Here is a 20507-nt window from a genome sequence, read left to right as displayed (position 1 = left end):
TTAAGAACTGACCATTGTACCCCCGTTTATATGAATAATTTGCCCTGTTACATAGGATGAATCATTGGATGCTAAATATACGTAAGCTGGGGCTAATTCGAATGGTTGACCCGCTCGCTTCATCGGTACATTTACACCAAATTTTGGCATCTCGCTACTTGGAAAGCTAGCAGGAATTAAAGGTGTCCATATCGGACCCGGAGCCACTCCATTCACTCGAATTCCCCTCTTGACGAGATTTTGCGATAAAGATCGGGTAAATGCCAGTATCGCCCCCTTCGTTGAGGAATAATCTAACAATTTATCATTCCCCTCATAGGCTGTAACAGATGTCGTGTTAATAATGGCACTACCCTGCTTTAAATATGGTAATGCATGTTTCGTCATAAAGAAAAAGGAATAAATATTATTTCGAAATATAAAGTCTAATTGCTCAGCTGTAATGTCTTCCAAATTTTCCTGGTAAAACTGCATCGCATGGTTATTAACTAATATATCCAGCTTTCCAAAATGTTGTATCGTTTGTTCAACGACATTTTTACAATGGTTTTCCTCTTTCAAATCTCCTACAATTAACAAGCATTTTCGACCAAAACTTTCAATTCTTGCCTTCGTACGAAATGCATCCACATCTTCATAATGGGAATAATAGGGAATGACTACATCTGCTCCTTCTTTTGCAAATGCTATCGCAGCAGCTGCACCAATTCCACTATCTCCCCCAGTGATGATTGCGACTTTATTTTGCAATTTTTTACTACCACGATAATTTGGATCTTCGACAATTGGTCGAGGGACCATTAATGTCTCAATACCTGGTTGCATCGGTTGTTGTTGTGGCGGAAATCCTTGCTGTCTATCTTGTTCCATAAAAAAACATCCTCCTCACAATGGTAAATGATTTGTATAATTTATTCGTTATGTGTAGGATGGGTGTTTTTAAGTTTAATATGTGTCATTTTATGTGAGAAAAGGAGTGAAAAGAGTTACCTGTTTGAGTCTTTTTTCGCCTATCTAATCGTTTCAAGACCGAGTGGAAATGACGAGATATCAATCAATACGGCTTTTTCGAGTACTTGAAGTAGGGATAAGCAACTAGTTTCGCTAATCTCCCTTCCCAAGCGCACTCAAGCAGACTGTAATCAAATGACAATTTCTCATTATATAAGCTTTTCCATAGGCTCAAACGTAAGCCCGAAATAAGAAAATGCGCACCTTCAAGGGTACGCATGCCAAATAACCGTAAAATCCTGATTTTTCAATTCGGATTCACGGTTATTTCATTTTATATGCTACATTCTTTTCGGATCATCTTCGACCAAGGCAAGTACAAATTTATAACATCTGGATTTCTATGAATATCTAAATTTGGTAAATCCTTCAGTAATTTTACAAGATACCGATAAAAATCCACACCATTTGCTTTAGCTGTCTCTGCGATACTTAAACAAATTGCATTTGCTTTTGCTCCAGCTTCGCTAACAGAAAACAGCCAATTTTTGCGTCCAATAACATTAGGACGGATGGCGTTTTCAGCGGGATTATTATGCATTTCAATTCTGCCATCATTTAGAAATGCCTTTAGTTCCTTCGCTCGTTTGAGCGTGTACTCAGCTGCTTTAGCGATTGCATTTTTCCCAAAGAATGGTGAGTTTTCTACCCAGTTAAAGAACTTATCAACAATCGGTTTCGAATATTTTTTGCGTTTCTTTTTACGTTTGCCTGGAGACAAATGTTTAAATTCCCTTTCAAGTTGAAATAAATCATCGCAATATTTTACACCGATTCGTCCATTTTTACTTTCGGCCTTTAACCAATAACGGCGAACATGAGCCCAACAATTTGCGAAGTTGACCCCTTTAATATTGTCATAAGCGGAATAACCATCGCAGATAATCGTTCCAGAATAATCACCAATGAAGCCCTCAAGAACAGATCGAGCTCGTGATAAAGAGCTTTGAAAAAGTACGATGGTTGGACCTTGATTAGGCACACTTCGGTAAACCCAATTATAAGCATTAGACTGACCAGGTTTTCCATCTGACCGATTGATAATTTGCCCATAAGTCTCATCAACGTGTAATATTGATTTAGCCAACAATATACACTTCATTCGGTCATAAATAGGCAAGAGCCAATCATGTGATGCTCGAATAACCCAATTCGAGAGGTTTTTATCATTCGTAGTTAAACCGAAACGTTCCCATTCCTTTACCTGTCGGTAAAGAGGTAAGTATTGTGAAAATTTATCGTAAATTACTTTGGCGAGTACACTAGGACCTGCGATGCTCCGTTGAATGGGAGGCTGTGGTGCTTTGCCGCGCTTTATTTGCGATTTTTGATATAAGTCACTTTTGCATTTTTTACATTCATAGGCATGCTCAATATGCTGAACTTTCTCCATTCTTGCTGGAATAAATTTAGCTTCCTCACGTATGACTTTGCTACCTATTTCTGTCATTTGGCCTTGGCAACAGTCACAAATTGTATTCTCTGGATGATGATGAATAGCCTTCACTTCAACATTGTCATGTAATGAATCATTTCGTTTTTTATTTTGAGCTTTACGTACAACAGTATAAGATACCATCTGTTGGCTTTGTTCTTCTGTGTGCTCAGATTCATTAAAAGACGGATCATTATCAAATAATGATGTTTGTCCATTGGGCGCATTATATTTAGATTTCTCTGTTTTTGATCCATATAAAAGTTTCGTTAAATAGCGAACTTGCTCGGTTAATGATTCAATCTGTTTGGATAATGCTTCATTCTGTTGATTAGAATGAGCCAATTGTTCTTCGAGAAGCTGAATTAATTTCTTATATTGATTCTGATTATTAGTAGAAGCATTAGCCATTAGATTCACCACTTTTCGTTCAAATAAGATAGTTCAAGTATATCATTCGAACATCAGTGGGAAAATAGTAAAAGTTAAATTTTAATAGAAATCAAAAGATTCCTTTTGATGATTGCTGAATAGCTTTTGGCTGTTGAATTGATAACCCTTCAAGAAGCCAGCGAAGCTCTTGCTGCGTTAAGTTTTGCACTTCGTTTTCGTTTTTTGGCCATTGGAGCTTTCCTTTATCTAAACGCTTATAAAGCATGGCGAAGCCATCTCCGTCAAAATATAAACACTTATAGCGATCTTTGCTCCATCCGGAAAATAAGAAAATCGAATCTCCGTATGGATCAAGTTCGAAGGAATCTTGAATGAGAGTAGCTAACCCATCGATTCCTTTTCTCATATCTGTTTTACCACAGATAATGTAGATGTTTTTGACACTCGTATAATCGTGCCTCATAGATTTTTCATCTCCCTCATTACGGTTTGGATGATGTGCTCATCAACGCCGTTAGAGAGGAAAATTTCAACGTTGCCCGATTTGATCGTACAAGTTGAATTGAAAAAAGTTTTTGTTGGTATTGAAGATGTAACTTTTTCGGTTTCGGGATGCAATGTAACGGGGATGATAGTAAGTTTTTGTTCAGGCATATGAAAAGCACCTCCTTTAATCGATATCTAAATTTTATCAAGAGGTGCTGCTCAATTATATGCGTTGTTTGAATGGGGGCTTACGCTCAAACCATTTGGACTGAACCCTATAACATCCCTTTTAACAAAAAGCCCATGAACGTTCCTAAATAATTTCCAATTATATAACCTAGTGTTCCTACTAACATTATCGGAACAATTAACCGCGTCCATCCTTTGGCAATTGCCATCGCGGCAGCAGTTGTTGGTCCACCAATATTCGCATTACTTGCGAGTATCATTTCTTCTAAATTAAACTTAAATAGTTTCCCTACACCAAATGTTACTACCATATTAATGAACACAATAATGAACACAAACAATAGTAACAGTGGCGCATTTTCAATCAATTGAGGAATCGAGGCTGGCACCCCAATTACGACAAAGAACAAATAAATTAAAAATGTCCCAAACTCTTGCGTTCCTCGTAACCGCTCGAAGAATTTGCCGAAAAGCGTAACTACAATAATAGTAACTGTAGTCAGCATTAAATATTTGTCACCGAAAATGGCATTAAGTATATTCATTAGTTCAGATGCATTTTCACCAGATGGAATTTTTGCCTGAAAAATTTCAGCAATTTTAAAAGATACAGCAACAATCGTAAAGGCGCTACCGAAGGCAAATGCAATATCCTTTAATGAAATTTCCTTTGATTTCCAGTAAGATGCTGCTAAGGTTTCTCCACCCTTTCCTGTATTACTCTCTACTTCATCAATATGTGGTGTATGGAATTTTTTTCTGAAAAAAGGAATCGCAGGAATCGCCATTAATACGAAGAAATATAATGCCATCATTAAATTATCAGCAACAACTGTCGCTGAAACCATCTCAGAAGGTGTAGCGAATTTTGCAGATAAGGCTGCAAAGTTCACACCTCCGCCAATGTACGATCCGGTCATCATCGCACCAATCTTATCAAGAAAAGGAATAGAGCCGCTTAAAAAAATAAAAGCTAAATAAACTCCAACAACTGTTCCAACCGAACTAATTAAGAATAATAGCAGCAACCTGCCGCTTTCATTCCAAATTTTCCTCAAGTTTGCTTGGAATAATAGTAAAGGAATCGCAAGCGGGATGACATAGCCCCATACCGCATCATAAACAGGTGCTTCTGTTGGAATAATATTTAAATTCGCCAAAATTAGTGCACCTAGAAGTGCTATGACTGCACCAGAAATTTTTGCTGCCCACTTAAATCTTTGCTCTAAGTAAATACTAATCGCTGCCCAACCTGCTAGAAAAGCCCATAGTAACCAAGTATCTTCTGGTTTAATTAACGTCATTTTTTCTCCCTCCTTAAAATGATCTATTACTTTTTATAAACTAACGACAATATAACAATCTTTTATTTTTTATTATATAAAACAAAATGAGGTCTAGCATTAAAAATTTCATGTTTAAAAAGATAAATTATTTAGGATGACTTTACAGTTTTTTTAGCTAATTCTTTTTGAATAGGATTCCTAACACATTGTTTACACTCGTGCGATACCTTTCCAGTGCTCTATCTTAATTCAAAAACCTTCTCGTTTGGATAATTAATAGAATCTAATATTAATAAGTAAACTTCGCGGATATCGTTGCTTTTATTTCCAGTTGGCCTGTTTGAATCGGTGTAGTTGCTGCTGCTACTTTTTCTAATGAATACGTTTGAAAGGGGATGATTGGGCTACCATCTCTTAATTCGGATATTTCAAACGGAATCGATTGAATTTGCACACCAATTGCCTTGCCGATAACAAAAGCCTTCTGTCTTGCATTCACTACCGCAATCGATAGTGCTTGGTTATATTTTTCTTCCCGAGTCGAGATAGTAAAACGTATATGATAAATCATATTTGCCCCGTTCGCTACTGCTGTGTCTACAACTATCCCGACAAGGCGGATATCAGCCACTTTCACTTCCAATATATGTCGCACCTCATAACCACGAAATATTTGTTTTCCTTGTACATAATCATATACATTTTCAATTCGATACTCACTCGTCTGTAAATCTTTTTCATGGATTCCTAGCTGACGTAACGAATTTATCACTCTTTGCGAAATCATGCTATTTTCCTGTTGTGCTTGTTGTAAGTTTTTACTTTCCGATAAAATACCGATATTAATAATCGCTTCATCAGGTGGCGCCATCACAGTTCCTTCACCAATGACCGTCAGTTCATTAGTTCTCGCGGACAGATAATTTGAACTCTCTTGACTATACGGATAGTAACTCAAATTAATCACGCTCCTTTTAAATTATCTTTATCAAGCTTAATAATATTCTATGAACATGATATATATTAAAAAAAATGTTTTTATCAAAAAATCGCTCACCATTTTGAAGTGATTATTTTTTTATCCAATGTCGAATAATATCGATTTTTTTTTTAATTCACAATTGAAAATTTTAACCATTTAAGGTTATCATTAGGGTGTTAGGAGTTTAATAAATTATATAAATTATTAAGAAGGTGTTGATATGCAAACTTATATACTGTCAGAAATTAAAAGAGCTTTTCTATCGCGAACCTCTTTAATCGCAATGTTCTTCTCGATTATTCTTATGTTTGTTGGAATGTTCGAAGCAGTTCTCTGGGCATTTAAAGCAGAAACATCTCTATTGTATATTTTTTTACAAGGGTACAACGGCGGTACAAGTAATTTTTTGATGATTGCCTTTCCAATTCTTGCCTGTATTCCTTTTGCATCCACTTATAGAACCGACTATGATTCAGGCTTTAGTAGATATGTTTATACGCGGATGGAAAAAGCGAAGTATATGACTGTAAAGTTTGTCATTAATTGTCTTGCAGGTGGCTTTGTTATTGTAATCGGGCCTTTAATTGCCTTGCTCTTTTTACTGATGTTGAAACCACTGCTTCGGATTCCTATGGTAAATCAAGAGTTGGAAACAGTGAATACTTTTCATCAAGCGGGAATCTATTCTCCAATCATGATGCTCATAATTATATTAGTAACCTTATTCTTTTGCGGAGTCATCTTTTCGGCACTTGGACTGGGAGTTTCTACAGTCATAAAAAATAAATATGTTGCCATGCTAATCCCGTTTGCGTATGTCATTATTTCCGCTACCTTTTTACGATTAATCAACGAAAAGCTTAACGCAATTTATTTATATGATGTGGACTATACCATGTCAATTTTCCAGAGATTTGCATATGGAGCTGTTTTAATTACTATTAGTATTCTATTATTTTTTATAGGGGGTTCTAAAAAACTTGAAGAAAAAAGTATTTAAAAGCGGACTCCTGCACACATTTTTATTTACAAGAATTCACCTATTACTAATGATTTTTTTCTTATTATTTTCGTATTTTCTTCTGACGGAAATGTTGACAAGAGATACGAATATTTATGATTACTTTTTATCAATTAGTAATATTAACACGTTGTTATTCATACTAGCACCATTCTTTTTCATTTCTTCGACTTCCTTATTTACATTCGGAAGTATTGAGAGTTATTTATTAATTAGATTTAAAGGGAAGCGAAATTGGTATTTATTTCATCTTTTTTTAATAGCGGCATATACTACCGTCTTTTGTCTGTTACTAATAGCGGTGATGGCTCTCGAAGGAATTTTTGTCTTAAATGTTGAAAATGAGTGGAGCACTTACACAGTAAATTTCTTTTCATATCACCATGAGTTTCTAGAAAATTTCACACCGGTAACCGTTGTTTTTTTATCGATTAGCTTAGTATGGCTATTTTTATTTTCATATGGTCTCTTATACTATTTAATGAAATTACTAACCGGAAAAACATTATTTGCATTTACAATAGTCTTTCTCGTTAACGGATTGAATATTGTTGCTGAATTATCTAGATGGGAAACAATTTCCTCCTATCTCTTTTTCAAAAGAGTGAATGTCTTTCAATATATATATTTAGTGAATGCGGAACAGACACAATTTCCAGGCGGTATTTATTTCTATTGGCTTATCATAATCGTTGTTATAGCGGCCATTGGGTATTATATTGTTGATAAAATGGACTTAGATACTAAGAAAGGGAAGGATTAATCGTGTTATCTAATCTCGTCAACTATTATTGTAAAGTTTTACTGACACCGAAAAATCTTTTGTTCATTTCCATCTGTTTTTTACTGAATGTGATTATTGTTCTTAGTGCATATTCTTCCCTACTCCCGATGGAATATATTAAAGCCATTGATTTTTTATTCATTTTCCCAATTAATTTACAACTAGACAGTTACCGTTGGATATTACTTTTATTACCATTTCTACTTATTAGTCACTCACTGATCAATAATTCTTTTCGGAATAGTCCTGTATATTTTTTAATCAGGATGGAAAATTTCCTTTTTTGGTTCCATAGTTTATTTATCGGACTGTTCATTTTCACAAGTGCGAGTTTGCTTATCGGAATATTCGTCTCTGCTATCGCTATTTTTCTCATTTCCTTGCCTGTTGATGCGCAAGTGAGTTCCGAGTTATTTTTGCAAACTCTAAATATAAATAGCAGTTGGTTATTGCTAATTCATATTTACTTCGTATATTTGTTAACCATATTTCTTCTCGTTCTTCTTAATGTTATTGTTGGATGGTTATTTGATAATGCAACGATTGGATTTCTAATAACAATCGTTCTCGTGTTTTTTTCTATTTTCACTAGTGGAATAAATATGTTTATCTTTCAATGGAACCCGCTAGCTTCTGCTCTTTATTTAGAAAAAAAGCTTGATATAATTAGTCTCTTTACACAATATACTGTTTTAATTTTATGCATCGGTTTGCTTTATTTCCTTACTGCAAAGTATTTTTATAAAAACCATGAAAAAGTCATAAAAATTTAACTCATGGGAGGAAGATAATAATGGATACGATACTCCAAATTGAAGGACTTTCAAAAAAAATTAACGGACAATTACTGCTTAATAATATTGAGATGAAAATTAGCACACCAGGTATATACGGTATCGTTGGAAGAAATGGTTCTGGAAAAAGCTTGTTGTTCAAAACTATTGCTGGTTTACTCGTCCCGACAGAAGGAAAAATTAAAGTGTTTGATCAATATTTAGAAAAGGGTGCATTCCCGAAAAGTTTTGGCGCAGTTTTAGATACTGGTGGTTTTCTTCCTCATTATTCTGGCTTTCAAAATTTAAAATTACTAAGTTCTATCAAAAATTTAATAACGGAAAAAGAGATTAGAGAAGTATTAGATTTCGTCGGATTACGTTCGGCTGGAAATAAAAAGGTGCGCAATTATTCGTTAGGAATGAAGCAGAGATTAAGTATTGCCCAGGCTATTATGGAAAAGCCGAAATTATTAATTTTAGATGAAGCCTTGAACGGACTGGATGAGGCTGGAGTGGATTTTTTTCGTAAAGTGTTTCTTGATTTAAAGAACAAAGGAACAACGATTTTATTAGCGAGTCATAACCGAGAAGATATCGAACTACTTTGTGATGAAATATATAAAATGGATAATGGAGTATTAAAAATGTCTTCTTAAGTTTCGCTTCGTGAACGATATACATTTTTTATGAAAGGCTACTGGAAAAATGTCAGGCCTTCGTCTTTATCAAAGTAATTTCCACTTTTTACATCTTGACATAAAGGCGTGGTCTCCCTACTATTTCCAGATAGCCTTTTTTATAAATTTCTTTATAGGAAAAAATTCCACTCTACCACTTTTCATTCAATCCCGATATAATATAAAGGAAAAAATTAGCTCACGGAGTTTTTATTACGATTTAAAGGAGTTTCTTATGAGTATATTAAATGTACAAAATTTAAGTCACGGTTTCGGTGATCGGGCAATTTTTAATAATGTTTCATTCCGCTTGCTTAAGGGTGAGCATATTGGTTTAATCGGAGCCAATGGAGAAGGTAAATCAACATTTATGAATATTATTACGGGAAAATTACAGCCAGATGAAGGGAAAGTGGAGTGGGCAAAAAATGTCCGGGTTGGTTATTTAGATCAGCACGCTATTTTAAGTAAAGGGTTAACGATTCGGGATGTATTAAAGAGTGCATTTCAATATTTATTTGATTTAGAAGCGGAAATGAATGCGTTATTCGGTAAAATGGGTGACGTATCTCCTGAAGAATTAGAAGTATTACTGGAGGAAACGGGAACCATCCAAGATTTGCTCAACAATAACGATTTTTACATGATTGACGCGAAAGTGGAAGAAGTAGCTCGTGGTCTTGGTCTAGATGAAATTGGATTAGAACGGGATGTTCATGATTTAAGTGGCGGTCAGCGAACAAAGGTATTGCTAGCAAAGCTCCTTTTGGAAAAACCAGACATTTTATTATTGGACGAGCCGACGAACTATTTAGACGAACAGCATATTGAATGGCTCAAGCGTTACTTACAAAACTATGAAAATGCCTTTATTTTAATTTCCCATGATATTCCATTTTTAAACAGTGTCATCAATTTAATTTACCATATGAATAATCAAGAACTAACTCGCTATGTCGGTGATTATGATAACTTTTTAAGTATATATGAAATGAAAAAACAGCAATTAGAAGCTGCCTACAAAAAGCAACAACAGGAGATTGCTGACTTAAAAGATTTTGTCGCCCGCAATAAGGCACGGGTTGCTACACGAAATATGGCAATGTCCCGGCAGAAAAAGTTAGATAAAATGGATGTGATTGAATTAGCCCCAGAAAAACCAAAACCAGAATTTCACTTTAAAGAAGCGAGAACAGCAGGTCGGATTATATTTGAAACAAAAGACTTAGTGATTGGCTACAACGAGCCACTCTCCAAACCGTTGAATTTAACTATGGAACGAGGACAAAAAATTTCGTTAATTGGTGCAAATGGAATTGGGAAAACGACGCTATTACGAAGTATTTTAGGTGAAATTACTCCAGTATCTGGCTCTGTAGACTTAGGTGATAACTTATTTATCGGGTATTTTGAACAAGAAATAAAAACGGCCAACTATAATACTTGTATTGAAGAAATTTGGAATGAGTTCCCTTCCTTCACTCAATATGAAGTTCGCTCTGCACTTGCAAAATGTGGACTCACAACAAAGCATATTGAAAGTAAAGTGGAAGTACTGAGCGGTGGAGAAAAAGCGAAAGTTCGCTTTTGTAAACTAATTAACAAAGAAACAAATGTCCTCGTATTAGACGAGCCGACGAACCATTTAGATGTTGATGCTAAGGAAGAGTTGAAACGAGCACTGAAAGCATATCGAGGCAGTATTCTATTAATAAGTCACGAACCTGACTTTTACCGAGACATTGTGACTGATGTTTGGAATTGTGAAACATGGACGACGAAAGTATTTTAATCCTTCTTAGGAAGTTCAAACATATCATCTCGTCTCCTATGATTAGTTTGTCAATTTTATGTAATTATTGAAATCTGATTGACGAATACAATTGCTAATGTTAAGATATACAACATTATTACAGATTTTGTAACTTCATATAAACATATATTAAATCCTTGTATATGTTCGGGAATATGGCCTGAACGTTTCTACAAAGCTGCCGTAAATAGCTTAACTACAAGGGATATTGAATTTTAGTATCCTTTGTATTGTTTCGCAGCTTCGGAATTCGAAGCTGCTTTTTTATTTTTTTGAGCAAGGGTGTGATTTTGAATTGCTCAATATATCACAACTACAGACGGAGGAACGACATCATGAGACATTACTTTCAATTTGAAGCAAGGGAAACGAATTTTAAACAAGAAACCATTGCTGGCTTTACGACTTTTTTATCCATGGCGTATATATTAATCGTTAATCCGATTATTTTAAGTCAAGCAGGGATGGATCGGGGAGCGGTTTTTACTGCTACAGCATTGACTGCGATTATCGGTACTTTATTAATAGGGATTTTTGCGAACTATCCGATTGTTATTGCACCTAGTATGGGATTGAATTCCTTCTTTACATTTTCAGTATGTATTTCCATGGGAATTCCGTGGCAGATTGCTCTAACAGGTGTGTTTATTTCTGGAATTCTCTTTGTTTTATTAAGTTTATTAAAAGTACGCGAACTAATCATTAATATGATTCCAGAAGATTTAAAACATGCGATTGCTGCTGGGATTGGATTTTTCATTACCTTTATTGGTCTAAAGAATGCTGGTATTGTCGTTGGCAATAAAGATACTTTTATTAGTTTAGGTAATTTAACGAGTCCAACGGTGTTACTTGCCATCTTTTCATTAGTACTCACGGTTATCTTATTTGTGCGCAATGTTAATGGTGGGATTTTTATCGGTATGATTATTTCTACGTTTGTCGGGATTTTGTTCGGTGTTATTGAAAAACCGACCGCTATTTTCGGTTCGATCCCTAGTATGAACTCGACCTTTGGCGTTGTTTTTCAAAATTTAGGAGAGGTTTGGACACCACAGCTACTAGCTGTTATTTTCACCTTTCTATTTGTAGCCTTTTTTGATACAGCAGGAGCATTAATTGCCGTCGCCTCACAAGCGGGACTTATGAAAGATAATAAAATTCCAAATGTTGGACGTGCGTTATTATCAGATTCTACCGCCTCTGTCATTGGTGCTATCTTAGGTACATCTACTACTGCTACTATGGTGGAATCAAATGCTGGTATTGCTGCAGGTGGTCGAACTGGATTCACATCCATTATTATCGCCTTTCTCATCGGCATTTCTTTATTTTTCTCCCCGTTCCTTTCTGTTATTACCGGGGAGATTACTGCTCCTGCTTTAATTATTGTCGGAGCTTTAATGGCTATGGAATTGCGAAAAATTAACTGGGATCGTCCTGAAATAGTAATTCCTGCATTTTTGACCATTATCATGATGCCACTTACTTATAGTGTTGCAACAGGGATAGCCATTGGTTTCGTCATATATCCAATTACGATGATTGCACTTGGAAAGGTAAAGGAACTACACCCTATTATTTATGTGTTGTTTGCTGCCTTCGTCTTCTATTTATTTAGCTAATGAAAAAGCAGTCGAAAAGTTCACTGATGAATTTCGACTGCTCTTTTTATTAATGAGGAGTTCTAATTATTTATCATTTTAAAAATAATTAAAAAGGATATTTCAATTGGATGAAGAATTCATTAGCAAAGGGGGTATTTTGTATGGGAGTAAAGACTGTAAGTAAAGCAAATCAAATTTCGGATATGGATGCAACCACTTTAGCAGAACAAATACGTCAAGGACACATCACTTCTTTAGAAGCAACGAACACTTATATCGAACGTATTAAGCAAATACAGCCTAAATTAAATTGCGTCGTTGAAGAACGGTTTGATGAGGCTAGAAAAGAAGCAAAGAAAGCAGATGAAAAATTAATAACAGCGGATGTTTCAGGTGCATTGTTCGGAGTTCCAATTAGTATTAAAGAGTCTTTCGATGTTAAAGGGATGAAGACAACGGGCGGGCTTATCCATCGAAAAAACAATGTAGCAGAAAATGATGCAGAAATTGTAAAAAAACTTAAAGATGCAGGTGCTATTATTTTATGTAAAACGAACACACCTGTCTTATGCTTTTGCCAAGAAACGGATAATAAATTATACGGTAGAACAAATAATCCATGGGACTATTCAAGAACTGCTGGTGGTTCTAGTGGCGGAGAAGGTTCTCTACTTGCCGCGGGTGGTGCAGCTGTCGGAATCGGTTCGGATATTGGTGGATCGATCCGTTTTCCTAGTCATTTTAACGGGGTTATCGGATTTAAAAGTGGGAACAAACAAGTCTCACAAAATGGGTCTTTTCCATACGTCCATAATCCATTACAGGAACGAATGCTTGGAATAGGAGCAATCGGCAAGTCCGTTCAAGATACCGCGATGATTAATACGATCATTGCCAATTCAGTCCCGAAAAAAATGGAATTGAACCGATTTAAAATTATCGCTCCTCAAAAAGACATACACTATCCTTTATCAAATACGACGAAAGAAGCAATGACAAAAACGATTAAACACTTACAAAAACAATTCCCAATTTTTGACGAAACTCCACCGTTTTTTCATGAAAGTGCCCTTCTATGGCAACTTATTATGTCCATTGATGGTGCAAAGGAAGGAAAGAAAATTGCCTATCGCAATGAACGACATTCGCCATTAAAAGAATTTTTGCAAGAACAACTATTTCAGTCATCCAAAGTTCACCATTACTATTCATGGGCAGCATTTGGTGCGAACTTATTCCGGCCTAGCGAAAAAAAGCGAATTAAATTAGAAGAAGAAATTATGAAAGGTGAATCCATCCTTTCTGATTACTTACAAAATAAAGTTATTATACTTCCAGTCTATCATACAACTGCATTACCACACGGAAAAGTTTATTGGGAGTTGTTTTCGATTTGGAAGACATTTAAAAAATTTATTCCTTTCGTAGCTTTTGCGAATACGTGGGGGTTGCCTTCTCTAACGATACCAGTTGAAGAAGATGATTCAAGCCTGCCGATTGGAATTCAAGTTATAAGTAAGGTTGGTAACGAAGATGCAATTTTTCAAGTCGGGAAAATGATTGAACAAATACGTGGATATAGGCGAGCACCAGTAAATCAATAAAACGGAATTTTCTGTGGCTAGAGTTGTATGTTTCCCCTACGATAATTGTCCAAGCGAAACGAGTCTTCTTTCATACATTGGTATAGACATTGGAAAGAAAGGCGGGAGACATTTGTCAGTTCATCCGAACTATTATCGCTGTGTTAATTATTTAGCTCGACCTGTCCGAGTTCGTACAAGAGATGGGCAAATTTATACTGGGACAATTACTAGAGTAACTAACACCCATGTTTTTTTACGGCCAATGCCAGCGAGAACTGGATACGGCTACGGACTTTGGGGCTTTGGATGGGGATTCGGTATTGGCATCGCACTTGGCGCTATCGTAGGCCTTGCAGCATACTCATGGTGGTGGTAATAAAAAATCGTAATTACGGTTAATGTCTTACAGTTACGAAATGAACGGTTACACGAAACAAATTTTCATACAAACGGGGCTCCCCTTATTAATAAAGGTGCCCCTTTCGCCTGCTAGTGTTTGATGACAAAAGCACCAGTTGCCCGGTCATAAATCACTTGATTTTGTTTGCTTATTAAGAAACTAGTGATATATAGTGTAATAAATAGAAAGGTAATACTGTTAATAAAATAAGGAGACAAACTAGAATGATGAAATAATATTCCTAATTGCATTGTTAACATTACTAAAGGGATGGATTTAAAAAAGGAACGATATAATGCCTCAGTCAGATGAAGCTTTCGACCTACATAATTTACAACTTCCATTTTACATAATTTCTTTCCAATCGTTCCTCTTAATGATGAACTTTCTAAAATAGCAAAGTAAAAACTGAAACTTATTATTAGTAACGAAATAATCGTTTCTTCCAAATTTAACAGTGGCAAAATTAATGAGTGGAATGGAATTTTTTGGATAACAAATCCTATGGTGCTTTTCATCGTGTAAAATGATGAAATTAGAATAATGAAATCAATAAGTAACGCAATTAGCCGATTCACACTTGACGCGTAATGGACGTCCTCACGCTTAACAAACACTGTACTAAAAATCATTTTTCTCCCTCATCTTCCATTGATCCATATTTATTTTCGTTTATTGTATGAAAAAATTTTGACTGCGTCAATTCATGCGCACTATTTTTTCAGTAATTACTATATATTCTTTATTTTTGGTTATCATCCTAAAAATTTTCGTGTGAAAAACTAAATCCTTTATAGTAAATATATTATATTTTTTCAAATTCATGGTACTATTGAACTATGTAACGAATTTTTACCAATCAATTTGATTTGTTTATCTTTATCGCCAAAATGAAACTTTATGGTCCTTTATCCTAGTATTAAGGCTTATAAGTTTTCACAATAAGTAATATATCCTAGTTTTTTTTCTGAAAGAGAGTGTTTTTCATGGAACTATTGAAACTAATATTAACGTCATTTGTTATAGCAGGTAGTTGCAACTTTATACGATTTTTTCTGCCAAGGAAATTGAATAGACTTTTTTTGATATCGGTTACATATTTTTATCTTCTTTTTCTGCAGTCTTCACTCAACAGCAACTTTATCGATATTGGGTTAATTGCTTTTATTATTATTACTTCCCTTAATTTTCACCATTTTGGCGGTTTAGTCGCCTCGCTTATTGCGATAATTACTTTATATTTTTTTCATTACGATCTTCAAATTAATTCATATGTCATTTACATTTTGATTGGATTGGTTAGCGATCAATTTTTCCTTTATTTTATGAAAAAAACGGAACAAGCTAAATTTGCCTTTTTTTCTTACGTTGAACAAAGTAAAGAACTTTCTATATATAAAGAGATAAGCACAGCAATGCAACAAACATTACAATTAAATAAAATTTTACATATCATTTTAACTGCAGTTACAGCCGGAAAAGGATTTGGCTATAATCGAGCATTAATCTTTTTCCTTAATGAAAGCGGGGATCAGTTTGAAGGGAAGATTGGAATAGGACCGATGAATATAAATGAAGGATTTAAAGTTTGGGAAAGAATAATTTCTGAGAACTTTAATTTAAATGAATTGGTCATTGATAAAGAGGTGGATATCGATTTTGATAATGAGTTGAATCTTCTTTTACATAAAGTTAGTTTGCCTTACACTTCCCCGATTATTTCTCAAGTATTTTTAAAAAATACGCCTATCATAATTGATGAAAATACGGAATTGGATACAGCAATTAAAACGTTGAAAAGTAATTTTGACATGACCCACTTCGCCATCATCCCGCTTGTTAATCAAGGGAAGAAAGTTGGCCTTTTAGTTATCGATAATATTGTCAACAAGAAAAAAATACATATGCGGGATATCGAACCAATTATCCCAATTGCCACGCAAGCTGCAATAGCCATTGACCATGCACTGCTCTATGAAGAAACAGAACGTCTTTCCATCATTGATGGATTAACAGGACTGTTGAATCAACGAGCAATGCAAAATTGTTTAGAAGAGACGTTTAGCGATCAGCCTCTATCTATAATACTTTTAGATATAGATAACTTTAAATTTTACAACGACCGGAATGGGCATTTATTAGGGAATGAAGTATTAATTAAGGTGGCAAACATTTTAAAGCAATCTGAGAATGGAAAATTAAAAGCATGTCGTTTTGGTGGCGAGGAATTTTTGATAATTTTACCAAAAACGTCATTAAGTACTGCTTATAAAATTGCAGAGGCAATCCGGGCAAATATCGAAATTGCTAGCTTCCCAGAAGAAAGTTATCAACCGACGAAAGCTTTAACAGTAAGCGTTGGGGTGGCCTCTACTGAAAGATCATCTATTAAGACAAAGGATGACTTATTGGAATGTGCTGATCGCGCCTTATATGCAGCAAAAGCAGCTGGAAAAAACAAAGTGCAAATTTATAAGGAGGTTGTGTCAGATTGAATTTCGGAATTGAATTACTCGTCTTAATGATATTTCTTTTCTTCATTTATTTTACAAGTACGATATTTGATGCTACCCGTAATGCAATCGTAGTAAAAAGATTACAGCGAAAATATTCATTTACGATGAAGGACATTCATTATTCCTTTGACCCAATCACTTACTTTCCGAACAATTTTCGCCACATAGAAATAAGTGATAATCAAAAGGTTCAAAACATCCTTATGGAAATTGATTATGATTCCAGGTTATTTGCAACGATCGTAGGAATAAAATTTTACTATGGAGAAAAAAAGGAGCAACATCTAATCGCGTATTATCCATTTCATAAGCTTGCCTCTCCTTTTTTAGATCGGCTATTAAGAGAAAAGAAAATTAATCAAGCATTATATATATCCATTAATAAATATATGCTTTATAAAAAATCTTTCAAAAAAAGGTTAACTGAGGAAATATGGATGAACATAGTTTTAGAGACAAAAAACCCTAATTTTATTCATTTTTAACTATACGAAAAGAGGTAATTTATGCCAACTTCACTCTAATCACTCGTGTTACGTGAGAGACTTACCAAGTTAAGGTAGGGAGTTGACTTTAATACTACATAATCAAGCAATGAGAGAAAAGGGCAGTTCCAGAAGAAAACACCTTTGTGTTTCGCTTATCTAGAACTGCCCTTACAAATATATACTAATGACATTTCGTTTGACAATTTTTGTTCAACTCACAAGCCGCACATTTTCCTTTGCGGCTTTTCTTTATATATTTGGATAATTGCCAAATAGCATAGCCAAAAATCCCTCCACCTAATAAAATATCAAAAACCATTTAATCCCTACTTTCCAAAATGTTTGTCCTTCACTTATCAGACACCTCGAGCTTACTTCGCATCATCATATAAGGGAAAACTCCCGTGATCGAAGTAGGAAAAGGTAAACTATTATTATTTAGCCGTTCCCCTTAGTTTATCTTAAGGATGCTTCTAAATTAGTAATTGGCCTAGCAATCAAACTTGTTTTTTAGCCGTCACAATAGCCGATTAACTTATCCCAACAAATTTCCCAACTTGATAAATGATAAAACCAACTAAATACGCAAGTAAAAACGTGTAAATAATAGTAAAAATCATCCATCTATACGATCCAGTTTCCTTCTTAATCGTCGCAACTGTTGGCAAACATGGGATATACAATAAAACAAAAGCTAAAAATGCGTAAGCTGTAAGTGGTGTAAACGCACTAGCTATCACACTATGCAATTGATCCATATCTGCAGTATGATAAATAATATTCATCGTAGACACTATCGATTCTTTCGCAAAGAATCCGGTTATTAATGAAGCACCTGCTTGCCAAGTTCCAAATCCTAGAGGAGATAGAATAGGAGCAATCATCCCGCCAATAGCTGCTAGAAAGCTTTTATCTATCGACACATTCAAACCGGCTGTTCCTGAAATCGATAAAAACCAAATCACAACGGCTCCACCAAAAATTACAGTACCTGCTTTTTTTACAAATCCCTTTCCTTTATCCCACGTACTGCGCATTAATGTTTGCATATGTGGCAATCGATATGGAGGTAAATCAATGACAAAAATGGATTGCTCATTTTTTAGTATTGTTTTGGAAAATAGTTTAGCCAAACTAAGTGCCAATACAATTCCGAGTATATATAAAGAGAAAACGACTATTGCTTGATTTTTTACAAAAAAAGTACTTACAAACAAGGCATATATCGGCAATCTTGCAGAACAAGACATTAACGGAGTAATTAAGATTGTAATTAGTCTTTCTTTCGGTTGTTCAATTGTTCTTGCTGCCATAATACCGGGTACATTACAGCCAAAGCCAATAATCATCGGAATAAATGCTTTACCATTTAAACCAATTCCTTCCATCGTTCGATCCATTAATAACGCAACCCTTGTCATATAACCAGAGTCTTCTAATAAGGAAATAAAGAAAAACAATAGAAAAATTTGCGGTACGAATACTAACACTCCACCGACACCAGGTATAATTCCATCTAACAATAACGATTGAATAAAACTCGATACACCTAAACTTGTTAAACCTTGAGCAATCATAGTCGTTAAAGGTCCTGTAATGAACCCTTCCAATACATCGGACAAAGGAAATCCGATCCAATTAAAAGTCACCATAAACATTAAAAACATTATTGCAAAAAACAATGGAATACCGATAAATCGATGTGTAAATATTTTATCTAAACGATCAGAAAAGGTTTGCTCATTAGTTAACATATGTGTTGTGCTTGAGGATAAAATATGGCGAATATAATGTAACCTAACAATTTCAATTCTCTCTATTAGGTTTGTTGCAATTCCACTTTTCATTAATTTTTCCTCAGTCTCACGGATAATATCATTAACTAATTCATTCGTTAGTATTGTTCCGAGATACTGTACAACAACTTGATTACCGTCAAATGCTTGAATGGCTAACCAACGTATAGGTGCATTTACTTTTCTATTAGTTAAAGCACGAGAGAATTTAGCAATTCCCTCTTCAATGACATCACCATAATTCAGTTGAAAACTACTTTTTTTATTGTCTTGTTGTTTCGATAATTCATCTACTAATATATGACAATTTTTACCAGTCCTTGCGATAATCGGATAGACCTTCGTACCTAACTTCTCCATTAATTTATTAATATCGATGTGTAATCCTCGACTTTTTGCAACGTCTATCATATTAAGACCAATCGTAACTGGTTTTTCATATTCCAATAATTGTAAAGTGAGTTTTAAATTTCTTTCTAGTTGAGATGCATCTACGATATTGAGTATCGAAGTAAATTTTTCATATAATAAAAAATTAGATACTACCTTTTCATCTTCAGATAGCGGATTTAAAGAATAAACTCCTGGCAAATCAATTAACGTTACTTGTTTATCTTTTAAGAGACCTACCTTCTTCTCTACCGTTACCCCACTCCAATTCCCAACATATTCATAGGAACCAGTTAATTGATTAAATAAAGAAGTTTTACCTGTATTTGGATTACCGAATAACGCCACTTCCGTCATTGAACTGTGACCTTGATACATTTTGCCTCTTTTTTACGAATTCCAATGCATTGACCAAATGACTCAATCATGCAAGGACCGCCAAAAGGCATGATTGTTTTTACATTAATTTCTTGTCCTTCACGGAATCCTAAATCAGTTAATCGCTTCTTTACAATGGAGTTTAATGAAGATAAATCTTGTATTTTTGCTTTTTGACCTTGTAGTAAATCTGATAACACCATAGGAAAACCCTCCTATTTTACCAACAATTGAGAACCATTCTCAATGGTAATGAAAAACGGTCTCACCTTGTCAATCAAAGTGAAAATGATTCTCATTTATATATATTGATTATAATACTATTTTCACAATTTGCATATAGAGTAAATCGAAATTTTCTTTAACAGTTTTTTGAAATAGCTAAAAATGAAAACTTCATTTTTCCCGTTTAGAATGAATTGTTCTTGAGATAATAAAAATGTGAACTATTATTCAAAAACCGCTTGAATTAATTATAAAATTAACTTTACAA

Annotated in this window: 20 protein-coding genes and 1 riboswitch; of the genes, 10 read left to right on the top strand and 10 right to left on the bottom strand. The window is 34.6% G+C overall.

The genetic code is table 11. The features are described 5' to 3' along the window. The 6 genes from BN1242_RS06305 to BN1242_RS06280 form a co-directional block, all read right to left on the bottom strand. The gene (locus tag BN1242_RS06305) at positions 1 to 870 is read right to left on the bottom strand and encodes an SDR family oxidoreductase (protein WP_062352947.1); all 870 of its coding nucleotides are present in this window, start codon (positions 868 to 870) and stop codon (positions 1 to 3) included. 415 nt (positions 871 to 1285) lie between these two features. Continuing rightward, positions 1286 to 2857 carry an IS66 family transposase gene (tnpC, locus tag BN1242_RS06300; RefSeq protein WP_062352944.1) on the bottom strand — a complete coding sequence of 524 codons (1572 nt, stop codon included), beginning with the start codon at positions 2855 to 2857 and terminating at the stop codon, positions 1286 to 1288. Positions 2858 to 2948: 91 nt separating this feature from the next. Further along, positions 2949 to 3302, bottom strand: a complete 354-nt coding sequence (gene tnpB, locus BN1242_RS06295) for an IS66 family insertion sequence element accessory protein TnpB (protein WP_062351739.1) — start codon at positions 3300 to 3302, stop codon at positions 2949 to 2951. Then, entirely contained in the window at positions 3299 to 3493 is a 195-nt protein-coding gene (locus BN1242_RS06290) for a hypothetical protein (protein WP_062351737.1), read from the bottom strand. The genes tnpB and BN1242_RS06290 overlap by 4 nt, the downstream gene beginning before the upstream one ends. A gap of 107 nt (positions 3494 to 3600) precedes the next feature. Then, entirely contained in the window at positions 3601 to 4818 is a 1218-nt protein-coding gene (locus BN1242_RS06285; protein ID WP_062352941.1) for a DUF819 family protein, read from the bottom strand. 271 nt (positions 4819 to 5089) lie between these two features. Continuing rightward, the gene (locus BN1242_RS06280) at positions 5090 to 5758 is read right to left on the bottom strand and encodes an SIMPL domain-containing protein (RefSeq protein WP_062352937.1); all 669 of its coding nucleotides are present in this window, start codon (positions 5756 to 5758) and stop codon (positions 5090 to 5092) included. Positions 5759 to 6002: 244 nt separating this feature from the next. Here BN1242_RS06280 and BN1242_RS06275 point away from each other — a divergent pair, with 244 nt between their 5' ends. From BN1242_RS06275 to BN1242_RS06240, 8 genes are all read left to right on the top strand, one after another. After that, positions 6003 to 6782, top strand: coding sequence for a hypothetical protein (locus BN1242_RS06275; RefSeq protein ID WP_062352934.1), 780 nt, complete (start codon positions 6003 to 6005; stop codon positions 6780 to 6782). After that, positions 6763 to 7566, top strand: coding sequence for a hypothetical protein (locus tag BN1242_RS06270; protein WP_062352931.1), 804 nt, complete (start codon positions 6763 to 6765; stop codon positions 7564 to 7566). Before BN1242_RS06275 ends, BN1242_RS06270 begins: the two co-directional genes overlap by 20 nt. A gap of 2 nt (positions 7567 to 7568) precedes the next feature. Further along, a complete protein-coding gene (locus tag BN1242_RS06265; protein WP_062352928.1) occupies positions 7569 to 8360 on the top strand; it encodes a hypothetical protein in 792 nt (263 codons plus the stop codon). A gap of 20 nt (positions 8361 to 8380) precedes the next feature. Next, positions 8381 to 9019 (top strand): ATP-binding cassette domain-containing protein, encoded by a 639-nt coding sequence (locus tag BN1242_RS06260; RefSeq protein ID WP_062352925.1) that lies wholly within the window; start codon positions 8381 to 8383, stop codon positions 9017 to 9019. A gap of 256 nt (positions 9020 to 9275) precedes the next feature. Further along, positions 9276 to 10832, top strand: a complete 1557-nt coding sequence (locus BN1242_RS06255) for an ABC-F family ATP-binding cassette domain-containing protein (protein ID WP_062352924.1) — start codon at positions 9276 to 9278, stop codon at positions 10830 to 10832. 138 nt (positions 10833 to 10970) lie between these two features. After that, positions 10971 to 11072: riboswitch (purine riboswitch) on the top strand. Positions 11073 to 11188: 116 nt separating this feature from the next. Then, complete coding sequence (locus BN1242_RS06250; RefSeq protein WP_062352921.1) at positions 11189 to 12478, top strand: NCS2 family permease; 1290 nt, start codon at positions 11189 to 11191, stop codon at positions 12476 to 12478. Positions 12479 to 12621: 143 nt separating this feature from the next. Beyond that, a complete protein-coding gene (locus BN1242_RS06245) occupies positions 12622 to 14064 on the top strand; it encodes an amidase (RefSeq protein ID WP_238985095.1) in 1443 nt (480 codons plus the stop codon). Positions 14065 to 14176: 112 nt separating this feature from the next. Beyond that, positions 14177 to 14422, top strand: coding sequence for a hypothetical protein (locus BN1242_RS06240; protein WP_062352918.1), 246 nt, complete (start codon positions 14177 to 14179; stop codon positions 14420 to 14422). A gap of 113 nt (positions 14423 to 14535) precedes the next feature. On the opposite strand, the gene BN1242_RS06235 is transcribed toward BN1242_RS06240, so the two are convergent. Next, entirely contained in the window at positions 14536 to 15078 is a 543-nt protein-coding gene (locus BN1242_RS06235) for an RDD family protein (RefSeq protein WP_062352914.1), read from the bottom strand. 435 nt (positions 15079 to 15513) lie between these two features. Here BN1242_RS06235 and BN1242_RS06230 point away from each other — a divergent pair, with 435 nt between their 5' ends. Both BN1242_RS06230 and BN1242_RS06225 read left to right on the top strand, forming a co-directional pair. After that, a complete protein-coding gene (locus tag BN1242_RS06230) occupies positions 15514 to 16941 on the top strand; it encodes a sensor domain-containing diguanylate cyclase (RefSeq protein WP_158661051.1) in 1428 nt (475 codons plus the stop codon). Next, positions 16938 to 17447 carry a hypothetical protein gene (locus BN1242_RS06225; RefSeq protein ID WP_062352908.1) on the top strand — a complete coding sequence of 170 codons (510 nt, stop codon included), beginning with the start codon at positions 16938 to 16940 and terminating at the stop codon, positions 17445 to 17447. Before BN1242_RS06230 ends, BN1242_RS06225 begins: the two co-directional genes overlap by 4 nt. 184 nt (positions 17448 to 17631) lie before the next feature. Here BN1242_RS06225 and BN1242_RS13975 read toward each other — a convergent pair whose 3' ends face one another. The 3 genes from BN1242_RS13975 to BN1242_RS06210 form a co-directional block, all read right to left on the bottom strand. Beyond that, positions 17632 to 17769 (bottom strand): FeoB-associated Cys-rich membrane protein, encoded by a 138-nt coding sequence (locus tag BN1242_RS13975; RefSeq protein ID WP_062352905.1) that lies wholly within the window; start codon positions 17767 to 17769, stop codon positions 17632 to 17634. 211 nt (positions 17770 to 17980) lie between these two features. Beyond that, complete coding sequence (gene feoB, locus BN1242_RS06215; RefSeq protein ID WP_062353264.1) at positions 17981 to 19993, bottom strand: ferrous iron transport protein B; 2013 nt, start codon at positions 19991 to 19993, stop codon at positions 17981 to 17983. Next, positions 19990 to 20217 carry a FeoA family protein gene (locus BN1242_RS06210; protein ID WP_062352902.1) on the bottom strand — a complete coding sequence of 76 codons (228 nt, stop codon included), beginning with the start codon at positions 20215 to 20217 and terminating at the stop codon, positions 19990 to 19992. The genes feoB and BN1242_RS06210 overlap by 4 nt, the downstream gene beginning before the upstream one ends. Between the last annotated feature and the right edge of the window lie 290 nt (positions 20218 to 20507).

The sequence above is a fragment of the Bacillus kwashiorkori genome, from assembly GCF_001375515.1.
Lineage (GTDB): Bacteria > Bacillota > Bacilli > Bacillales > Caldibacillaceae > Bacillus_BK > Bacillus_BK kwashiorkori.
Note: the sequence above shows the minus strand (reverse complement) of the source record. Positions and strands in the feature narration are given on the sequence as shown.

What these genes read in the sequence shown, in the direction of transcription:
- BN1242_RS06255 (WP_062352924.1), top strand. Translation starts at nt 9,276, where the DNA reads ATGAGTATATTAAATGTACAAAATTTAAGTCACGGTTTCGGTGATCGG.
- BN1242_RS06245 (WP_238985095.1), top strand. Translation starts at nt 12,622, where the DNA reads ATGGGAGTAAAGACTGTAAGTAAAGCAAATCAAATTTCGGATATGGAT.
- feoB (WP_062353264.1), bottom strand. Translation starts at nt 19,993, where the DNA reads ATGACGGAAGTGGCGTTATTCGGTAATCCAAATACAGGTAAAACTTCT.
- BN1242_RS13975 (WP_062352905.1), bottom strand. Translation starts at nt 17,769, where the DNA reads ATGGTTTTTGATATTTTATTAGGTGGAGGGATTTTTGGCTATGCTATT.
- BN1242_RS06275 (WP_062352934.1), top strand. Translation starts at nt 6,003, where the DNA reads ATGCAAACTTATATACTGTCAGAAATTAAAAGAGCTTTTCTATCGCGA.
- BN1242_RS06235 (WP_062352914.1), bottom strand. Translation starts at nt 15,078, where the DNA reads ATGATTTTTAGTACAGTGTTTGTTAAGCGTGAGGACGTCCATTACGCG.
- BN1242_RS06210 (WP_062352902.1), bottom strand. Translation starts at nt 20,217, where the DNA reads ATGGTGTTATCAGATTTACTACAAGGTCAAAAAGCAAAAATACAAGAT.
- BN1242_RS06305 (WP_062352947.1), bottom strand. Translation starts at nt 870, where the DNA reads ATGGAACAAGATAGACAGCAAGGATTTCCGCCACAACAACAACCGATG.
- BN1242_RS06285 (WP_062352941.1), bottom strand. Translation starts at nt 4,818, where the DNA reads ATGACGTTAATTAAACCAGAAGATACTTGGTTACTATGGGCTTTTCTA.
- BN1242_RS06260 (WP_062352925.1), top strand. Translation starts at nt 8,381, where the DNA reads ATGGATACGATACTCCAAATTGAAGGACTTTCAAAAAAAATTAACGGA.
- BN1242_RS06290 (WP_062351737.1), bottom strand. Translation starts at nt 3,493, where the DNA reads ATGCCTGAACAAAAACTTACTATCATCCCCGTTACATTGCATCCCGAA.
- BN1242_RS06250 (WP_062352921.1), top strand. Translation starts at nt 11,189, where the DNA reads ATGAGACATTACTTTCAATTTGAAGCAAGGGAAACGAATTTTAAACAA.
- tnpC (WP_062352944.1), bottom strand. Translation starts at nt 2,857, where the DNA reads ATGGCTAATGCTTCTACTAATAATCAGAATCAATATAAGAAATTAATT.
- tnpB (WP_062351739.1), bottom strand. Translation starts at nt 3,302, where the DNA reads ATGAGGCACGATTATACGAGTGTCAAAAACATCTACATTATCTGTGGT.